Consider the following 18788-nt stretch of genomic DNA (forward strand, 5'->3'; position numbering starts at 1 on the left):
TAAGTCAGATACCGAAATACTTCGTTTTCGCCATTGGCGAGGCACTTTCTTTTTTCTGTTCTAGATGAATATTTCTTTAAAACAAAGAGCATGACTGAAACTTCTTAATAATTTGGTCAATTTAATAACTAATTATCTTTTCAATATGTTGATTTTCGGTAAACTCCTAAGTATAAATTTGTTTAGCCTTTTGGATGCTGCTAAGAGGTCTACTTAATAGCGGTTAGGCATTTAAAAGGAACTTAAAGAAATGAGATGTTTGTTAATAATTTTTTCGTTAGCCATATTTACAGGGTGTGCAACAACACCAATCTTAACCACAGCCGACACGATGCAAATAATAAAAGCCGCTGCAGACTCTGCCCCAGCTGGCGTTTATGGAAAATACACCTTATCAATTCAATCTACTGGCTCGCAAATTGGCGATGATCGAATCTTTCTAAACACAGAATTAGATTACAGAGACCAAAGAAATATCACTATTGCTCTGTCCCATGATGCTGTAAAAGAATTAAATGACCATACTGGGCAAGCTGCTATTGAGTTTTTTAAAGGAAAACAGATTCAGGTTATTGGTGATGCGAACCGGGTTAGAATTGATTTTACATCAAGGGGGCAACCTACAGGTAAATACTATTACCAGACACATATTCGTGTCACTCAAGTGTCTCAAATTAAAGTGTTATAAAGCCATGCCTAACAAGGCTGTTGTCGCTGCTACCATGGTTTGGACGGCTTATGCTGCGTTCTAGCAGCCCCAAAGTTTTGCTTAAGGCAGACAAACAAGGAAGGTCAAAATGAAATCGGAAATCATAACAATCAACGTAGCTCAAACAGCAAAAACACTGTCGTTCCTCGCTGCACTCATCAGTTCGCTAATAGCCGTTATAGGTATAGTGTCATTAGCCGCCGGCGTCGAAACTACAATCGCATTCAGCTACATAATTTCGATAACGGTTAACAGTAACGGGGGCAAGCTTTTCTTATTTTTATGCTTACCCGTGTTAACTTTTGCAGCTACTTATATATCAGTCGCTATTTTTTGTATCGCATACAACTTCGTGGCAAAAAAAACCGGCGGAATAGCCTTTCAAACTAAGCTTCAATAAAGGTATGCCTGACAATACGCCGAGCAATATCATGCCTCATTTGGCCAGTGAACGTGATGTTCAAACGCATTGTTTACAATACCATCAAGCATATCTGTTGATAAAAAAGACTCATTTAAATAGGTTGTTGAAGATGGCTTATCTTCCCCTTATTTGTGAATCACTTCTGTCACCGTTGCCATAAAGCGGCCCTCTGCTAAACGCGTATTGATAGTATCACCTAACTTTAGTTGTGAGCTGCTGGTAATGGCTTGCTCTGCGGCATTAAAACTTATGCTGTATCCTCGAGCTAGGGTGGCGAGTGGGCTAACGGTGTGCAGTTGCGCACTGAGTTTCGCCAGTTTTTGTTGTTGCTGTTTTACCTGTTGTTGCTGCGCGTGCTGCAAGCGTCGTTGAAGTTGCTGCAACAGGTTGTGTTGTTGCTTTAAGGTTTTAGCGGGCGAGAGATGCAGCAAACTTTGTTGTAAATAGCTGTGCTGGCGTTTAGCTTGCTGTAACTGTAGCTGCATCACCCGTTGTAAGCGCAGTTGTAACTCATCTAGGCGCTGTTGCTGTTGTTCTAAACGGCGTTGTGGGTGCAGTTGTTGTAAGCGTAGCTGTAACTGACTGAGCTTGGGTGTCAGCCTTTGTAAAAACAAGCGCTGGGCTCGAACTAAGCGGCTAGACAATTGCTGCAGTTGCAACACAAAATGGCTTTGATCGGGTGACACCAGTTCAGCCGCCGCGGAAGGGGTTGCCGCCCGCACATCTGCTACAAAATCGGTGAGTGCAAAATCAATTTCGTGCCCCACGGCACTGACAATCGGAATAGGGCACTGCGCCACGGCTCTGGCCAAGGCTTCGTCGTTAAAACACCACAAGTCTTCTAACGAACCACCACCACGGCCAATAATTAAGACGTCAACCTCATCACGCTGAATGGCTGTACTGAGCATTTGCCGTAGCTGCCCAGCGGCGCTGTCACCTTGCACTTGGCATGGGTAAACGATCACCTTAATACCGGGGGCACGGCGTTGCAGCACAGTAATAATATCGCGCACGGCGGCACCGGTGGGAGAGGTAATTACGCCGACGGTGCGCGGATTAGCCGGTAGCGCTTTTTTGCGCTCGGCTGCAAATAAACCCTCGGCAGCCAGTTTATTTTTTAACTGTTCAAATTGTTGTTTTAATAAACCATCGCCGGCGGGCTCAATAAAGTCGGCTAATAATTGATACTCGCCGCGCGGTTCATAGACACTAATTCGGGCGCGTAATAAAACCTGCTGGCCATTTTGCGGCCGGATCAGTGCATTGCGGTTGGCTTGCTTAAACATGGCCACTTTTACCTGCGCTGCCTGATCTTTTAAACTGAAATACCAATGCCCCGACGCGGCCGCCACAAAATTCGACACTTCACCACTTAACCACAATTGCTGAAACTGTAATTCGAGGGTAAGGCGTACTTCGCTATTTAAACGGGAAACGGTATAAATCTCAGACTGCTGCATGATTAACTCAACGACTTGTTCATGCCCCTAGTGTACGTTATCAAACCTTATCCTGACAAAAAGAAAAAAGCGTTTGTTCTGTTGCACTATTTCCGCTAAAATTGCACCGCAACATTCCCTATCTTTTCATCCACACAGCGAGATTGTTGCAATGCTCAGGATCATTAAAGAAGCTTTAACCTTTGACGACGTGTTATTGGTTCCGGCGCACTCAAATGTGCTACCCCACACCGCTGATTTACGCACTCAGTTAACCAAAACAATCACGCTTAGCATTCCTATGGTTTCCGCTTCAATGGACACTGTAACGGAAGCACGCCTTGCTATTGCCTTAGCGCAAGAAGGCGGCCTTGGTTTTATTCATAAGAATATGACCATCGAAGAGCAAGCAGCCAATGTACGCAAAGTAAAAAAATACGAAAGTGGCGTAGTATCCGATCCGGTTACCGCACTAGCGGATATGACGGTGCGTGATGTTCAAGCCTTAGCCGAACAACATGGCTTTTCAGGTTTCCCCGTTTTAGACAAACAAGGCGAGTTAGTCGGTATTGTGACCGGTCGCGACATGAGCTTTGAAGCAAATTTGCAAGCCAAAGTAACTGCTGTGATGACGCCACGGGAAAAACTGGTCACGGTAAATGAAAACGCGCCACGAGAAGATGCTTTAAAACTGATGCACCAACATCGGATTGAAAAGGTGTTGGTGGTCGATGATCATTTCAAATTAAAAGGTTTAATCACAGTTCGCGATTATTACAAAGCCGCCAGTAAGCCTAACGCCTGTAAAGACGAATTAGGTCGCTTACGCGTGGGTGCTGCGGTCGGTGTAGGCCCAGGTACAGATGAGCGCATCGCGGCGTTAGTTGAAGCCGGTGTGGATATTCTGTTAATTGATACCTCGCACGGTCACTCTGAAGGTGTGTTAGAGCGCGTAAGACAAACGCGTGCTCAATATCCCGATCTTCAAATCGTGGCAGGTAATGTCGCAACAGCCGAAGGCGCAAAAGCGTTAGCTGAAGCGGGTGCCAATGCTGTTAAAGTAGGTATCGGCCCAGGCTCAATTTGTACTACGCGTATTGTTACTGGCTGTGGTGTACCACAAATTACCGCTATCTCTGATGCCGTTGAAGGTGTGCAAGGTTTAGATGTGTGCATTATTGCCGATGGCGGTATTCGCTTCTCTGGTGATATCGCAAAAGCCTTAGTGGCTGGTGCAAATTGTGTGATGGTGGGTTCTATGTTTGCAGGTACTGAAGAAGCACCAGGCGAAGTAGAACTGTATCAAGGCCGTTATTACAAATCTTACCGTGGTATGGGCTCATTAGGCGCCATGGCGCAGCGCAATGGTTCATCAGACCGTTATTTCCAAGGCAGCAATAATGCCGAAAAGCTGGTTCCTGAGGGTATTGAAGGTCGAGTGGCTTACAAGGGCCCAATCGAAACCATCATTCACCAGCAAATGGGCGGTTTACGCTCTGCCATGGGCTTAACCGGAAGCCCAGATATCAACACGCTACGCACCAAGCCTCAGTTCGTTAAAGTGACGTCTGCAGGCATGGGGGAATCGCACGTGCATGATGTGCAAATCACAAAAGAAGCACCAAACTACCGTTTAGGGTAACTGTTTTTTGCTATCAGGGCTGACTTAGGTCAGCCCCTGTACTTTTCAAAAGGTTAGTATGAACAAGAATATTCATCATCATCGCATTCTGATCCTCGACTTCGGTTCTCAATATACTCAGCTGATTGCCCGCCGCGTGCGGGAAATTGGTGTTTATTGTGAGTTGTGGGCGTGGGATGTTACTGAAGCACAAATTCGTGAATTTAATCCAACCGGTATTATTCTATCGGGTGGCCCAGAAAGCGTGACTGAGCAAAACTCGCCACGTGCTCCGCAATATGTGTTTGAAGCGGGTGTACCCGTGTTAGGCATCTGTTATGGCATGCAAACCATGGCTGAGCAGTTAGGCGGCAAGGTGCAAGGCTCTGATCTGCGTGAATTTGGTTATGCTCAGGTTGAAGTGGTTGCTCCGAATGATTTATTTGCCAAGATTGAAGATCACATTGGCGCTAACGGCAATGCCTTATTAGATGTTTGGATGAGCCACGGTGATAAAGTGGTTGAAATCCCAGCCGGTTTTGAAACCTGTGCCAGCACGGCCACTTGCCCGCATGCCGGTATGGTGGATGAAGCGCGTCAGTTTTACGGTGTGCAGTTCCACCCAGAAGTCACGCATACCCGCCAAGGCCTGCGGATGTTGCAACACTTTGTTGTAGACATATGTGGTTGTGACCGCCTTTGGACACCCGCATCCATCATTGAAGATGCGGTGATCCGTTTAAAGCAGCAAATTGGTGATGACCAAGTTATTTTAGGTTTATCCGGTGGTGTCGACAGTTCTGTTGTGGCCATGTTGCTGCACCGCGCTATTGGTAAAAATTTGACCTGTGTCTTCGTTGATAACGGCTTGTTGCGTTTAAACGAAGGCAAGCAAGTTATGGATATGTTTGGTGATCACTTTGGCTTAAATATCATTAAAGTAGACGCCGAAGATCGTTTCCTAGACGCCTTAGCCGGTGAAAACGAGCCAGAAGCTAAACGTAAAATTATCGGCCGTGTGTTTGTTGAAGTGTTCGATGAACAATCGCAAAAACTGGAAAACGCCAAGTGGCTAGCGCAAGGCACTATTTACCCTGACGTCATTGAATCTGCCGGCTCTGCTACCGGTAAAGCGCATGTGATTAAATCGCACCATAACGTCGGTGGCTTACCGGCGCATATGAAGTTGGGCTTAGTTGAGCCGTTGCGTGAATTATTCAAAGATGAAGTGCGTAAAGTCGGGTTAGAGCTGGGTTTACCTTATGACATGCTTTACCGCCATCCTTTCCCTGGCCCAGGTTTAGGGGTTCGGGTATTGGGCGAAGTGAAAAAAGAATACTGCGACCTACTGCGCCGTGCTGATGCGATCTTTATTGAAGAGCTGCATAAAGCCGACTTATACAATAAAGTCAGCCAAGCCTTTACGGTTTTCTTGCCGGTAAAATCGGTGGGTGTGATGGGTGATGCGCGTAAGTACGATTGGGTGGTATCACTGCGTGCGGTTGAAACCATCGACTTTATGACTGCGCATTGGGCGCATTTACCTTATGATTTACTGGGTAAAGTGTCTAACCGTATTATCAATGAAATCAACGGCATTTCTCGTGTGGTGTATGATATCAGCGGTAAGCCACCCGCGACGATTGAGTGGGAATAAGTTTTATCGTTTAAACTGTTCAGTTTAAATGGATTAAAAAGGCGCTGCGGCGCCTTTTTTGTTGGGACTTTATTCGAGGGCAGATAGCAAGACTCTATTACGAAACGATTAACGTTTTCGCCGTTGGCGAGATACTTTCTTTTGCGTCGCCAAAAGAAAGTATCCAAAGAAAATGCGACCCCAATTTCGCTCGAAAGCCCAACTGCTCATGCGCTGTCCAAGGCGAAAACGTAACTCGCGCGGCGCTAACGTCGCCGCACTCAAACACCCGTTTTCTTAAAACCTTGGCCAACGATGATCAGTCGGCTCGCTACAAAGGGGGAATGAATATCCAAAGCGAAGATCTAGGGTCGGAGCAGAGCGAGTTAATAGCGAAGTAAACTTTGGCTGGAGACGTCTTTTTCAGGGATGAAAAAGAGGAGCGTACAGGGAGGTATTTACCGCGTGCTCCAGCGGAAGCTTTACGCAGTGTTTAACGTTTTCTCCGTTGGCGAGGTACTTTATTTTGTTTCGCCAAAAGAAAGTACCCAAAGGACAAACTTCGAGGTTAGATACCGAGAGCCAAGTAGCTGCTGTGCAAAGCTTCGCGGTATTGCAGAGAAAGGCCTTTTGCGTCATGGTATTGCTTCTGAGAACCATTGGTGGCTTAACATGAAAACGATAGGTTTAATTGGCGGAATGAGTTGGGAGTCAACCATACCGTATTATCGGTTGCTTAATCAGGGGGTTAAGCAACAGTTGGGTGGGTTGCATTCGGCTAAATGTATTTTATACAGTGTCGATTTTCAGCAGATTGAACGTTTACAACATGCGGGTGATTGGCAAGGCGCCGGTGAGGTGTTAGCTGAAGCGGCTGTAGCACTGGCTGCAGCAGGTGCAGAGGTTATTGTGCTCTGTACCAATACCATGCATAAGGTTGCTGCTCAAATTCAAGCTGCGGTGGCTATCCCGCTGTTACATATTGCCGATGCCACCGCAACCGCCTTGCAGCAAGCTCATTGTAGCCGTGTTGGTTTGCTGGGAACTAAATTCACCATGGAGCAGCCTTTTTATCGAGAGCGCTTAAGTGAAAAGTACGGTGTCACGGTGCTGTTACCCACTGAAGCTGAGCGTGATCGTTTGCATCAGATTATTTATCAAGAGCTCTGTCAGGGAATACTTAAACCGGAATCAAAGCAGTTAGTGCGGCGGGTGATGGCCGGTTTAGCCTTGCAAGGTGCTGAGGGAATTATCTTGGGTTGTACTGAAATAGGTTTATTAGTCAGTCAAGCTGATGCCGCTGTGCCGTTGTTTGATACCACGGCACTGCATGCACAAGCGGCTGTAGCATTCGCGTTAGCCGATACGGTTAGTTAAGCTGATAACACTACGCGGCTGCTAGGTCGAAACACTAAAAAAAAGAGACAGTATGAATTACCTGTTTGCCATAATTCTGCTTTGCTTTAGCGCGCTATTACAGGCTAAAGAGTGCGTGATTTTATTGCATGGCTTAGCGCGTAGTGCCGATGCTATGCAAGTGTTAGAAAAACGCTTACAGCAGGCCGGTTATGTGGTCAGTAATGTCGATTACCCCTCAACGCAGTACCCTATTGAACAATTAGCAGCATTGGCCGTTGATCAGGGGCTGCGTCATTGTCAGCAGCAATCCGCACAGCCAGTGCATTTTGTTACGCATTCGCTAGGTGGCATCCTTGTGAGATACTATTTAACGCAGCAGCCTATTGCTCATCTTGGCCGCGTGGTCATGCTTGGTCCGCCTAATCAAGGCAGTGAGGTCGTGGATAATTTAAAAGATGTGCCCGGGTTTGAATTATTGAATGGCCCAGCAGGTCAGCAGCTTGGTACGGATGAAGCGAGTATGCCGAAACGCTTAGGTCCGGTCGATTTTGAGTTAGGCGTGATTGCCGGTACGCAAAGTATCAATTTGTTGCTTTCGACAATGTTGCCCAACCCGGATGATGGCAAAGTGTCACTGGAGTCAACTAAAGTTAAGGGGATGACAGATTTTATTGCCTTACCGACTACGCATCCGTTTATGATGAAAAACGATGCGGTGATCGCGCAAACGTTGTATTTTTTGCAACACGGAGAGTTTGAACCGCTTGAATCAAAATGACGGTTTTTTTACTGATTAAATTCGTGCTTAACGTTTTCGCCGCTGGCGAGGTGCCGCTTCGGGGGCAGATACAGACCCTTGGTGTTTTCGCCGTTGGCGAGGTACTTTCTTTTGTTTCGCCAAAAGAAAGTACCCAAAGAAAATGCGACTCCACGTTGCCGCGAGAGCCCGGCTCAACCTCATCCTACCAAGGCGACGAGGTAACTCGTTCGGCACTACCGTGCCTCGCTCAAACACCCCTCGTCTTAAAACCTTGGCCGGGCAAGGCTGACTGGCTTGCAACGTAATGGAATTAACAACGGAGCACAGCGCTGTCAGAGTTAATGTGGATCAGGTTTAGATTGTTGGTAACTACTCGCAGTAAACGTTGGCTGGAGACGTCTTTTTCAGGGATGAAAAAGAGGAGCGTACAGGGATGTATTTACCGCGTTCTCCAGCCCGCGTTTTACGCAGAGAGGTCATACTAGAAGCTTAGGCTAATGCTTTCGCCGTTGGCGAGGTACTTTCTTTTGCGTCGCTAAAAGATAATCTCACCGTGAGGTGAGATCTATACTCGCCGGTGAGACTGCTAGGAATGACCCCCTAGCAGTCAGCTTGTTCGGTTAGCGTTGAAATACCGGCTCGAGTAAGCGTAGGGTGCCGGCATTGGCATCCATTTCTACTTTTGCGCCTACCGGCAGAATAAATTGCTTGGGAATATGGCCAATCATCGCGCCGCGATAAGCTGGAACACCCAGCGGTTTAATAAAGTCGGCAAAAATCTCATCCAGCGTTAAACTGCCCCAACCATTGCCTGGCGTGCAGCGGTTACAATCACCAAACACAAAGCCTTTTATTTTATCCAGCGCACCCATCAATTTTAGCGTACTCATCATGCGGTCAATGCGGTAGGGCTGCTCTTCAATGTCTTCTAAAAAGAGAATTTTATCTTGAAAATCTGGTAGGTAAGGCGTGCCAGCCAAGGAGGTCAAAACCGTTAAGTTACCGCCCATTAGCTCGCCTTGTGCCTTACCTAGAGTAATCACGCGAGTGCGGTTTTCGCGGTTAACCAGTTCACCTTTGCTTTCTTGTTCGTTTTGGTAAGTGAGCAATTCTTGCTGGAAAAACACTCGTTCGAATTGATCCACATTAAAGGCATTCCAACTACCAATACCATTGGGGCCATGAAAACTCACTAAACCGGCTTTAGCCAGCAAGGCATTATGCAGCGCAGTGATATCGGAATAACCCAGTAACGGCTTAGGGTTGCGCCGGATCATCTCATAATCAAGCAGCGGCAGAATACGCGCGGCACCTGAACCACCACGGGCACAGATAATGGCTTTTACCTCGGGATCGGCAAACATGGCGTTCAGATCGCTGGCGCGATCCGCATCACGGCCAGCTAAATGACCATGACGCTCGGTATAAAAACGGCCGGCTTTAACGTTAAAGCCCAGCGCCTGCAGTACTTCAGTGGCGATAACTAAATCTTCTTGGTCGGCAACGGCGGCGGATGAGGCAATTAAGCCAACGGTATCGCCTTTTTGTAACCGTTTCGGCAAGATGCGACCGTTAGTGGCTAAGGTTGTGCTGGCCGCTTGTGCCGTGAGGCTACAACCGACTAATGGTAATACGCTAAGCGCAACTGCACTGCTTTTTAGAAATTGACGTTTATCCACCGACCGCTCCGCTAATAATAATTTATTCCTATTGATAGCATGCTTTTGGAATAATTACAGCGGATTTGACTAAAAATTGCGTTGATGCGTTGGGCTAAAAAGATAAAAGGGAGTGGGGCAACGAACCTGGTGTTGAAAAGCATTGAACGAGGGGAAGACGGCCAATAAGTGCGATTACCTACTGGCCAGAAACAACATGGTTATTATTTTTTAGGCGCTTTTTTTGCCAGCTTTTTGGCCGCTAATTTACCTGGCTTTTTCTTTTTACTTGCGACTTTCGCTTCTTTATTTTTGGCGCGAAGCCCCTCAATGTTACGACGTTTAAGTTTTTGCTCAGTATAGCGTTCTACTTTGGCAACAATACTCATATCGTGTGCTTCGACTAGCGAGATCGCCGTCCCTTTTTTACCGGCGCGACCTGTGCGGCCAATACGGTGCACATACACATCGGCGCTACGTGGCATATCAAAGTTAATCACATGGCTGATGTCGTCAATATCCAAACCGCGCGCCGCTACGTCAGTCGCCACTAAGATGCGTACTTGGTTATTGGTAAAACGTGCTAAAGCTTGCAGCCGTTTATCTTGCGGCATTTCACCTTGTAACCAGCAACAGCGTAAACCGGCCGTTTCTAATTGCCCCGACAACGTGGCTAAACGCTCACGGGTTTTCACAAAAACGATCGCCTTGGTCACGTCTTCTTGCTGCAAAATATGAATTAACAAAGCGAGCTTGTGGTTAATGTCATCGGCTAAATGACACCACTGCAGTATTTTGGCTTTTTCTTTGCGCGATGGGTGCGCTTCAATCCGCTCTGGCTCTTTTAACGAATGACTGGCGAAACGCTCTAACGTGGCGCCTTCTAAAGTGGCAGAAAACAGCATCGTTTGCCGGCGGCGGCGCGCTTCTAACACGATACGGTTCATCTCACCAACAAAGCCCATATCGAGCATCCGATCCGCTTCATCGAGGATCAGTACTTCCACTTCATCCGCTTGAAAGCTTTCTTCATCGAGATATTCAATCAGTCGACCAGGGGTGGCGACTAAGATGTCATTGTTTTTTTCAAGCGTGTCTTTATGGCTACCATAGTTCACACCGCCGGTAATTAAACCGATGTTCAGAGTCGTATGTTGGCTGAACTGACGGAATTCATCATACACTTGGTAAGCGAGTTCGCGGGTTGGTGTCATCACTAAAACCCGCGCAAAACCCGGATCGCGGCGCGAGAAATCTAATAAATATTGAATAGCGGGTAACACAAACGCCAACGTTTTACCCGTGCCGGTTGGGGCAGACGCCATAATATCGCGGCCCTCTAACGCCAGTGGCAGCGCCAGTTGTTGGATCTGAGTGGGCTCGCTAAAACCGGCCGTTTCGAGTGCGCGATTAAGGGCGTCGTCGAGTTGAAACTCGGCAAATGACATGGGTAGTACCTCAAAGTTATGCTGTTTCCTTATGACATCGGCTGGCACTCAGGCTAAACTGGCGCGCGGAGGACGTATGTCAGCAGGTTTTCAATGTAAACAATTTACTATTGCGCATCAGCATTGTGCGATGAAAGTCGGCACTGACGCGCTGCTATTAGGGGCCTGGGCCCGGCTGCCAGCCAAGGGTGCTATGTTAGACATTGGCGCAGGCAGCGGTATTCTTAGTTTAATGTTAGCGCAGCGCAGCCAGGGTAAACAGGCAATTACTGCCATCGAGCTGGATGCTGCCGCGGCGGCACAGGCTGCAGATAATGTGCAACACAGTCCGTGGCCATTGGCCATCACGGTAATAAAAGGCGATATTCTAACCTATCAGAGCACGCAACGTTACGCTTTAATCGTGTCTAACCCACCTTTTTTTCAAGCGGCTTTGCCCAGTATAGATCCATTACGACAACAAGCCCGGCATACCGATAGCTTGCCCTTTAGTGCCTTGTTACAACAAGCGGCAACGTTATTAAGCCCCGAAGGGGAATTTTGTTTAGTGTTACCTGCGGTAAGTCAGCCGGCTTTTGATGCAGCAGCAACCGAGGGAGGCTGGCATTGCTTGCGCCGCTGTGCCGTGCAAAGTAAAGCGAACAAGCCGGTCAGTCGTTACTTACAGAGTTGGCGCATTGCTGGCAAGAGGCAAGCAGTTGAGCTAAGCAGCTTACTGATCCACGCTGAAAACGGCACTTATTCAGCTGAATATCGCGCCTTGCTACGGGATTTTTATTTGAAGTTTTAACCCGATGCTTAGCCGATGGTGGCGATTTCGGTTAACACCTGTTCGACCCAGCTTTGCAGCCGGGCATCAGTTAACTCATACTGATTTTCATCATCCAGTGCTAAGCCATAAAACCATTCGCCATCCGGCGTAAGCGCTTTTGAGGCGATAAATTCATAACCACTGTTTGGCCAGAAACCTACCCGGGTGATAGCCTGTGGTGCCAGCGCCTCATGTAACATGCCCAGCGCATCTTGAAACCATTCGGCATAACCAATTTGGTCGCCCATACCGTAAAGGGCGATTATTTTTCCGCTTAAATCAACTTGGCTGATCTCAGGCCAGCGTGCTTCCCAGTCTTCTTGAATTTCGCCGAAATCCCAAGTTGAGAGGCCTAAAATCAAGATGTCGTAATCTTGCATGGCGGCCAAACCGGTATCTTTTAAGTTGTGTAACGTCACCAACTCGGGGCCGAGTAGTACTTGAATTTTCTCTGCCACCATTTCGGTGTAGCAGGTGGTGGAACCATAAAAAAGACCAATGTTCATCTGATAGCACGTGTAGTGAAACATGGCGGTATATTATCAGACTTGCCTGCGCTCGCCCATACACTATGCCTTGATGGCTAAATCCGCTACTATTGGCACACCTGAGATCGTTAAGCTTGCTATGAGCCAAACAATACATGCTGCCTTGACAGCCGATACGCAGCAGCGTATTCAACAATTTTTGGATCAGCTTTATTTAGAGCAAGATGCCAGCCCGCACACGTTAAGTGCTTACGGCTCGGATCTGCGGCATTTTGCGCTGTTTTGTCAGCAGCAAAATATCAAACTGCTCAGTGTTAGCGGTGATGATGTGAATGCGTATTTAGCCACGCGCTACGATCACGGGATTAGCCCGCGTTCTGCCTCTCGGGTGTTAAGTAGTTTACGGCGTTTTTATCGTTACTGGCAGCAATTGGCGTTGATAAGTACGAATCCGCTGGAGCATTTATTAAACCCCAAAATTGGCAGTAGCTTACCGAAAACCCTATCAGAAGCCGATGTGGAAGCTTTGCTTGGCGCACCGGATTTAAGCGAGCTGATCCAATTTCGTGATAAAGCCATGTTAGAGTTATTATATGCCACCGGCTTACGCGTGACCGAGTTGGTTAGCTTAACCATGCAGCAACTGTCTGTGCAACAAGGTGTGGTGCGGGTGCTGGGTAAAGGCCGTAAGGAACGCTTGGTGCCTATGGGTGAAGAAGCACAGCATTGGCTAAGTCGTTATTTACGCGAAGCGCGGCCACAGCTGTTAGGGAGTGCGCAAGATGTGCTGTTTCCGAGTAATCGACAACAAATGATGACCCGACAGACCTTCTGGCACCGTATCAAATTTTATGCAACAGTGGCGGGCATTAAGGCAACCTTGTCACCTCATACTTTACGACATGCGTTTGCCACGCATTTACTGAACCATGGGGCCGACTTAAGGGTCGTACAGATGTTATTGGGCCACAGTGATCTGTCGACAACACAAATTTACACGCATGTTGCCCAAGTGCGCTTGCAGCAACTGCATCAACAACATCATCCGCGGGGTTAGTGCGGAACAAGGAACACTATGACATTCGGTTTAAAAACTTTAGCGGCATTATTTATCGCCAGTAGCCTACCGCTGACCGCTTTAGCAAATGAGGCTAAAATTACTGAATCGTTGGCCCAAGTTGGGCTAACGGTGCAACAAGTCAGCCCTTCGCCAATGACTGGCGTATCGCAAGTGCTGACCGATCGTGGTTTGTTCTTTATGTCAGACGATGGCCGGTTTTTGGTTGCCGGTAATGTGCTGGATATGCAAAATTGGCAGCAAGTTCGTGGTCAACAAGTGCCGACTAACTTAAAAGAACAGTTAATGGCCCCGATTATTGTTCAAAAGCTGGCCGAGCAAAAAGACAACGTTATTGAATACAAAGCCCCCAATGAAAAATATGTAGTGCATGTGTTCACCGATCCCAGTTGTGGTTATTGCCGCAAATTACACTCAGAAATCAAAGATTATTTAAAAGCCGGTATTACGGTGCGTTACTTAGCGTACCCTCGTGCCGGTGTTGCTTCAGAAATCGGTTTGCAAATGCAACATATTTGGTGTGCCAAAGATCAACGCGGCGCCATGGACAATGCCAAGGTCGATAAATCGGTGGCTAAAGCCATGTGTCAAAACCCTGTGGCCACGCATTACGAGCTGGGACAGTTTATCGGTGTTACCGGCACTCCTGCGGTGATCCTGCCTGATGGTCAGTTGATCCCAGGTTATATGCCCGCAGAAGCCATGATTAAAGAACTTAGCGCAGGTTAGAGCAAAATTAGCCATTACTTAGCAGATATTGTGCGCTATGGGTTGCCCAACACGGCAACCCGAGTAGCAAAGGTCAACACGCTCTAGGAGTTACGCTTGCAGCAAAAACAGATCCTGCGCCGCGCCTTACCCACGGTAGCAGCCGAATTAGATAGCAGTTTGCATCCGGTGTTACGTCGGTTGTATTTAGGCCGAGGGGTACAGCATGCCGATGAATTGCAACGGCATGCCGCTGCCCTGTTGCCGTTTAATTTATTAAAGGGTATCGATACTGCTGCTGTACTGTTAATTGAAGCACTTGTCCAGCAACAACGTATTGTTATTGTCGGTGACTTTGACGCCGATGGTGCTACCAGTACGGCAGTGCTGATGAGCGGTTTAAAAGCGTTTGGCTTTAAATACCTCGAGTATATGGTGCCGAATCGCTTTGAATACGGTTATGGTTTAACGCCAGAGCTGGCTGAGATCGTGGTGGCGCAGGGCGCAGAACTGATCATTACCGTCGACAACGGTATTTCTGCAATAGAGGGCGTTGCCTTAGCTAAAAAAGCCGGTGTGAAAGTGCTGGTCACCGATCACCATTTACCCGGTGCCGAATTGCCCCAAGCCGATGCGATTGTTAATCCAAATCAACCTGGCTGTACTTTCCCGAGTAAAGCGTTGGCCGGTGTTGGCGTGGCTTTTTACTTATTGCTGGCCCTACGTGCGACCTTACGGGAGCAAGGCTATTTTCAACAGCAGGGTTTAACTGAGCCGAATGTGGCGGAACTGCTGGATTTAGTTGCCTTAGGTACGGTGGCCGATGTCGTGCCGCTAGATACCAATAATCGTATTTTGGTGCATCAGGGCTTAATGCGCATCCGTGCCGGTAAATGTCGGCCGGGTATCCAAGCGTTAATTGATGTGGCCAATCGCACGGCCGTAAAACTTACAGCAGCAGATTTTGGTTTTGCGCTAGGGCCGCGCTTAAATGCCGCCGGGCGCTTAGATGATATGGCGCTGGGTATCAGCTGTTTACTGGCGCCGTCGATTGGTTTAGCACGGCAATATGCGGCAGAGCTTGACGCGTTAAATGCTGAGCGACGCAACATCGAACAAAGCATGCAGCAAGAAGCGCAGGCATTTTTAAGTCAGCTGTCTTTTGATGGTAGCGAGTTACCAGAGTGTTTATGTTTATACCGCGCCGATTGGCATCAGGGTGTGATCGGTATTTTAGCCGGCCGCATTAAAGAGCAATTTAACCGGCCAACCATCGCTTTTGCTCAAGGTGATAACGGTGAATTAAAAGGCTCGGCGCGCTCGATACCCGGCTTACATATGCGCGATTTATTAGAAGAAATTGCCAGCCAGTACCCTGGGTTAATTAAAAAATTTGGTGGCCATGCCATGGCCGCCGGTTTAACTATTGCTGAAGAGCGTTTAGACACCTTTAAGGTGGCGCTGAGTTTTACCGCGAAAAAATATTTAACACCCGAGCAGTTAACCGCCGTGATCATGAGTGATGGCGAATTAGAACGTGATTGCTTTGAGCTTGATTTTGCGCAGTTACTGCAAAATGCCGGGCCTTGGGGCCAGGCCTTTCCTGAGCCGGTCTTTGATGGTGAATTTAAACTGCTCAGTCAAAAGATGTTAGCCGACCGCCATTTAAAAATGCTGCTGCAAGGCCCTGGCGGCAAGTTAGTGGATGCCATTTGGTTTAATGCCGATAACAAGGCGTGGCCAAATGTGAATATTCAGCAAGTCCGCTTAGCTTATCAGTTAGATATTAATGAATATCGCGAGCAACAAAACTTGCAATTAATTGTGCGACATATGGATGCTGTAAGCTAAGTTGCGGCTTGTTAAGCGCTTGCGCTAATTTTCCAGATAATAACTGCCCTAAGTGGCAGTTTTTTGTTATAATCCGCGCCAATTTTTTGGTCGAATTACAGGTTTAACCACAACATGTTTGAAGTAAATCCGGTTTATAACAGTATTAAAGATCTGACTGAACGCACTAACGTGCTTCGGGGGTATCTTTGACTACGATGGCAAAAAAGAACGCCTAGAGGAAGTCTCGCGCGAACTGGAAGACTCTGCCATTTGGAACACACCGGATAAAGCTCAAGCATTAGGTAAAGAACGCTCGGCACTAGAGCAAGTGGTGGGTACTATCGACAGACTAGACCAAGGCTTAGAAGATGTCGCGGGTTTAGTGGAATTAGCGGTAGAAGCCGAAGATCAAGCGACCTTTGATGAAGCAAAAAGCGAATTAGCCGATCTAGAAAAACAACTGGCTTTACTGGAATTTCGCCGGATGTTTTCGGGTAAAAACGATGAGAACCATTGTTACCTCGACATTCAATCAGGCTCTGGTGGTACGGAAGCGCAAGATTGGGCCAGCATGCTGATGCGGATGTATCTGCGTTGGGGTGAAGATAAAGGCTTTAAACCTGAACTTTACGAAGTCACCGATGGCGATGTGGCCGGTATTAAAGGCTGTACCATTAAATTTACCGGTGATTATGCTTATGGTTGGTTACGTACCGAAACCGGTGTGCACCGTTTAGTACGTAAAAGCCCATTCGATTCGGGCAATCGTCGCCATACGTCGTTCGCCTCGGTGTTTGTTTCACCCGAAATTGATGATGATATCGAAATCGATATCAACCCGGCCGATTTGCGTATCGATACCTATCGCGCTTCAGGCGCCGGTGGTCAGCACGTTAACCGCACCGATTCTGCTGTACGGATCACGCACTTACCGACCAATATTGTGGTGCAGTGTCAAAACGATCGCTCGCAACATAAAAACCGTGACAACGCGTATAAGCAACTACGCGCTAAACTGTACGAGTTTGAATTACAAAAACAAAATGCCGAGAAACAAGCACTCGAAGACACAAAATCGGATATCGGCTGGGGCAGCCAGATCCGCTCTTATGTGTTAGATGACTCGCGCATTAAAGATTTACGCACCGGCATTGAAACGCGTAATACGCAAGCCGTGCTAGACGGTGATCTGGATAAATTTATCGAAGCCAGCCTAAAAGCTGGTTTATAAACTATAACTGACTTATTTATAAACTCACTCAGGAATCAAAAAATGTCTGAACAGCATACTCAACATGAAGAAATTCAGGATGTTAACAAACTGATTGCTGAGCGAAAACAGAAGTTGGCTGCGATCCGCGAGCAAGGTAATGCCTTTCCTAACGATTTTCGTCGCGCCAATATTTCTGATGAAATTCATGCTAAATATGATGCGTTAAGCAAAGAAGAGTTAGAAGCGGCCAAGGTTGAAGTGAGCCTTGCCGGTCGTATTATGACGCGCCGTATTATGGGTAAAGCCAGTTTTTGTACGCTGCAAGATATGGGCGGCAAGTTTCAGGTGTATGTAGCGCGTGATAGCCTGCCAGAGGGGCTGTACAACGAGCAATTTAAAAAGTGGGATTTGGGCGATATCGTTGGCGTAAAAGGCCATTTATTTAAAACGCAAACGGGCGAGTTAACCGTTTGGTTAAGCGAAATTCGCTTGCTGACGAAAGCGTTACGTCCGCTACCAGATAAATTCCACGGTTTAACCGACAACGAAGCGCGTTATCGCCAGCGTTATTTAGATCTGATCTCGAACGATCAATCTCGTAAAACCTTTTTAGTGCGTAGCAAAACGGTGTCTTATATCCGCCGTTTCTTCAATGAAGAAGGCTTCTTAGAAGTTGAAACACCGATGCTACAGGCCATCCCCGGTGGTGCCTCGGCACGGCCATTCGAAACACACCACAATGCTTTAGATATGCAGATGTTTTTGCGTATCGCCCCAGAGTTGTATTTAAAGCGCTTAGTGGTCGGTGGTTTTGAAAAAGTATTCGAGTTAAACCGTAACTTCCGTAACGAAGGCGTTTCAACGCGGCATAACCCAGAATTCACCATGTTAGAATTTTACTGGGCCTATGCTGATTACAACGATTTAATGGATTTAACGGAGAAGTTATTCCGTGGTTTAGCATTGGATGTGCTGGGTAGCACCGAAGTGCCGTATCAAGGTGAAGTATTCGATTTTGGTAAGCCGTTTGCGCGTATGTCGGTTACCGAGTCTATTTTACATTACAATCCAGAGCTGACGCTTGAGCAGTTAACCACGCGTGAAGCGGTAGCTGAGTTAGCGAAGTCACTGAAAATTGACGTTAAACCTAACTACGGTCACGGTCGTATTTTGATGGAAGTGTTTGACGAATTAGTTGAAACCAAACTGCGTCATCCTACTTTTATCACCGAATACCCCGCAGAAATATCGCCACTGGCGCGCCGTAACGACGACAATCCAGAAATTACCGATCGATTTGAGTTCTTTATTGGTGGTCGCGAATTAGGTAACGGTTTTAGCGAGTTAAATGACGCTGAAGATCAAGCCGAACGTTTCCGTGAGCAAGTCGCACAAAAAGACGCCGGTGATGATGAAGCAATGTTCTACGACGAAGACTTTGTGACGGCGTTAGAACACGGTTTACCGCCTACAGCAGGCCAAGGCATTGGTATTGACCGCTTGGTGATGTTACTGGCCGATGCTGCGTCTATCCGTGATGTGATCCTTTTCCCACATATGCGGTTACATCACGAAAAGTAAGCGCAAGATACACAATAAC

Annotated in this window: 16 protein-coding genes; 12 read left to right on the top strand and 4 right to left on the bottom strand. The window is 47.3% G+C overall.

Features of this window, described 5'->3' with window-relative positions; genetic code table 11:
• The first annotated feature begins 331 nt into the window (after positions 1–331).
• Positions 332–688 (top strand): hypothetical protein, encoded by a 357-nt coding sequence (locus JAO78_RS09475; protein ID WP_226751105.1) that lies wholly within the window; start codon positions 332–334, stop codon positions 686–688.
• 109 nt (positions 689–797) lie between these two features.
• Positions 798–1109, top strand: a complete 312-nt coding sequence (locus JAO78_RS09480; protein WP_226751106.1) for a hypothetical protein — start codon at positions 798–800, stop codon at positions 1107–1109.
• 149 nt (positions 1110–1258) lie between these two features.
• On the opposite strand, the gene xseA is transcribed toward JAO78_RS09480, so the two are convergent.
• Positions 1259–2596, bottom strand: a complete 1338-nt coding sequence (gene xseA / locus JAO78_RS09485; RefSeq protein ID WP_226751107.1) for an exodeoxyribonuclease VII large subunit — start codon at positions 2594–2596, stop codon at positions 1259–1261.
• 151 nt (positions 2597–2747) lie between these two features.
• Between xseA and guaB the strand changes: the two genes are divergently transcribed.
• The 4 genes from guaB (at position 2748) to JAO78_RS09505 (ending at position 7969) form a co-directional block, all read left to right on the top strand.
• Positions 2748–4217, top strand: coding sequence for an IMP dehydrogenase (gene guaB, locus JAO78_RS09490; RefSeq protein ID WP_226751108.1), 1470 nt, complete (start codon positions 2748–2750; stop codon positions 4215–4217).
• Positions 4218–4275: 58 nt separating this feature from the next.
• The gene (gene guaA / locus JAO78_RS09495; RefSeq protein WP_226751109.1) at positions 4276–5853 is read left to right on the top strand and encodes a glutamine-hydrolyzing GMP synthase; all 1578 of its coding nucleotides are present in this window, start codon (positions 4276–4278) and stop codon (positions 5851–5853) included.
• Positions 5854–6504: 651 nt separating this feature from the next.
• Positions 6505–7209 carry an aspartate/glutamate racemase family protein gene (locus JAO78_RS09500; protein WP_226751110.1) on the top strand — a complete coding sequence of 235 codons (705 nt, stop codon included), beginning with the start codon at positions 6505–6507 and terminating at the stop codon, positions 7207–7209.
• 52 nt (positions 7210–7261) lie between these two features.
• Complete coding sequence (locus JAO78_RS09505; protein ID WP_226751111.1) at positions 7262–7969, top strand: lipase family alpha/beta hydrolase; 708 nt, start codon at positions 7262–7264, stop codon at positions 7967–7969.
• A gap of 602 nt (positions 7970–8571) precedes the next feature.
• Here the strand turns inward: JAO78_RS09505 and JAO78_RS09510 are convergent.
• The gene (locus JAO78_RS09510) at positions 8572–9630 is read right to left on the bottom strand and encodes a S66 peptidase family protein (RefSeq protein WP_226751112.1); all 1059 of its coding nucleotides are present in this window, start codon (positions 9628–9630) and stop codon (positions 8572–8574) included.
• Between the two features lie 203 nt (positions 9631–9833).
• On the bottom strand, positions 9834–11057 hold the full coding sequence (srmB, locus tag JAO78_RS09515; RefSeq protein ID WP_226751113.1) for an ATP-dependent RNA helicase SrmB: 1224 nt from the start codon (positions 11055–11057) through the stop codon (positions 9834–9836).
• Positions 11058–11133: 76 nt separating this feature from the next.
• Between srmB and JAO78_RS09520 the strand changes: the two genes are divergently transcribed.
• Positions 11134–11847, top strand: coding sequence for a tRNA1(Val) (adenine(37)-N6)-methyltransferase (locus tag JAO78_RS09520; protein ID WP_226751114.1), 714 nt, complete (start codon positions 11134–11136; stop codon positions 11845–11847).
• Between the two features lie 8 nt (positions 11848–11855).
• Here JAO78_RS09520 and fldB read toward each other — a convergent pair whose 3' ends face one another.
• Positions 11856–12374: a flavodoxin FldB gene (gene fldB / locus JAO78_RS09525; RefSeq protein WP_226751115.1), complete on the bottom strand. Its 519-nt coding sequence runs from the start codon at positions 12372–12374 to the stop codon at positions 11856–11858.
• Between the two features lie 121 nt (positions 12375–12495).
• Between fldB and xerD the strand changes: the two genes are divergently transcribed.
• The 5 genes from xerD (at position 12496) to lysS (ending at position 18769) form a co-directional block, all read left to right on the top strand.
• On the top strand, positions 12496–13413 hold the full coding sequence (gene xerD / locus JAO78_RS09530; protein WP_226751275.1) for a site-specific tyrosine recombinase XerD: 918 nt from the start codon (positions 12496–12498) through the stop codon (positions 13411–13413).
• A gap of 18 nt (positions 13414–13431) precedes the next feature.
• Positions 13432–14163 carry a bifunctional protein-disulfide isomerase/oxidoreductase DsbC gene (dsbC, locus tag JAO78_RS09535; RefSeq protein WP_226751116.1) on the top strand — a complete coding sequence of 244 codons (732 nt, stop codon included), beginning with the start codon at positions 13432–13434 and terminating at the stop codon, positions 14161–14163.
• Positions 14164–14259: 96 nt separating this feature from the next.
• Positions 14260–15993 (top strand): single-stranded-DNA-specific exonuclease RecJ, encoded by a 1734-nt coding sequence (gene recJ, locus JAO78_RS09540; RefSeq protein WP_226751117.1) that lies wholly within the window; start codon positions 14260–14262, stop codon positions 15991–15993.
• Positions 15994–16107: 114 nt separating this feature from the next.
• Positions 16108–17206 (top strand): peptide chain release factor 2 gene (prfB, locus tag JAO78_RS09545; protein WP_226751118.1). Its coding sequence is split into 2 segments (ribosomal slippage): positions 16108–16182 and positions 16184–17206, totalling 1098 coding nucleotides; the frame shifts between segments, so codons are not numbered across the junction.
• 42 nt (positions 17207–17248) lie between these two features.
• Complete coding sequence (lysS, locus tag JAO78_RS09550) at positions 17249–18769, top strand: lysine--tRNA ligase (protein WP_226751119.1); 1521 nt, start codon at positions 17249–17251, stop codon at positions 18767–18769.
• Positions 18770–18788: the final 19 nt, after the last annotated feature.

It is taken from the genome of Alishewanella maricola, assembly GCF_016343785.1.
Lineage (GTDB): Bacteria > Pseudomonadota > Gammaproteobacteria > Enterobacterales > Alteromonadaceae > Alishewanella > Alishewanella maricola.

What these genes read in the sequence shown, in the direction of transcription:
- lysS (WP_226751119.1), top strand. Translation starts at nt 17,249, where the DNA reads ATGTCTGAACAGCATACTCAACATGAAGAAATTCAGGATGTTAACAAA.
- JAO78_RS09500 (WP_226751110.1), top strand. Translation starts at nt 6,505, where the DNA reads ATGAAAACGATAGGTTTAATTGGCGGAATGAGTTGGGAGTCAACCATA.
- JAO78_RS09475 (WP_226751105.1), top strand. Translation starts at nt 332, where the DNA reads ATGCAAATAATAAAAGCCGCTGCAGACTCTGCCCCAGCTGGCGTTTAT.
- JAO78_RS09505 (WP_226751111.1), top strand. Translation starts at nt 7,262, where the DNA reads ATGAATTACCTGTTTGCCATAATTCTGCTTTGCTTTAGCGCGCTATTA.
- xerD (WP_226751275.1), top strand. Translation starts at nt 12,496, where the DNA reads ATGAGCCAAACAATACATGCTGCCTTGACAGCCGATACGCAGCAGCGT.
- srmB (WP_226751113.1), bottom strand. Translation starts at nt 11,057, where the DNA reads ATGTCATTTGCCGAGTTTCAACTCGACGACGCCCTTAATCGCGCACTC.
- dsbC (WP_226751116.1), top strand. Translation starts at nt 13,432, where the DNA reads ATGACATTCGGTTTAAAAACTTTAGCGGCATTATTTATCGCCAGTAGC.
- guaA (WP_226751109.1), top strand. Translation starts at nt 4,276, where the DNA reads ATGAACAAGAATATTCATCATCATCGCATTCTGATCCTCGACTTCGGT.
- JAO78_RS09480 (WP_226751106.1), top strand. Translation starts at nt 798, where the DNA reads ATGAAATCGGAAATCATAACAATCAACGTAGCTCAAACAGCAAAAACA.
- JAO78_RS09520 (WP_226751114.1), top strand. Translation starts at nt 11,134, where the DNA reads ATGTCAGCAGGTTTTCAATGTAAACAATTTACTATTGCGCATCAGCAT.
- guaB (WP_226751108.1), top strand. Translation starts at nt 2,748, where the DNA reads ATGCTCAGGATCATTAAAGAAGCTTTAACCTTTGACGACGTGTTATTG.
- xseA (WP_226751107.1), bottom strand. Translation starts at nt 2,596, where the DNA reads ATGCAGCAGTCTGAGATTTATACCGTTTCCCGTTTAAATAGCGAAGTA.
- fldB (WP_226751115.1), bottom strand. Translation starts at nt 12,374, where the DNA reads ATGAACATTGGTCTTTTTTATGGTTCCACCACCTGCTACACCGAAATG.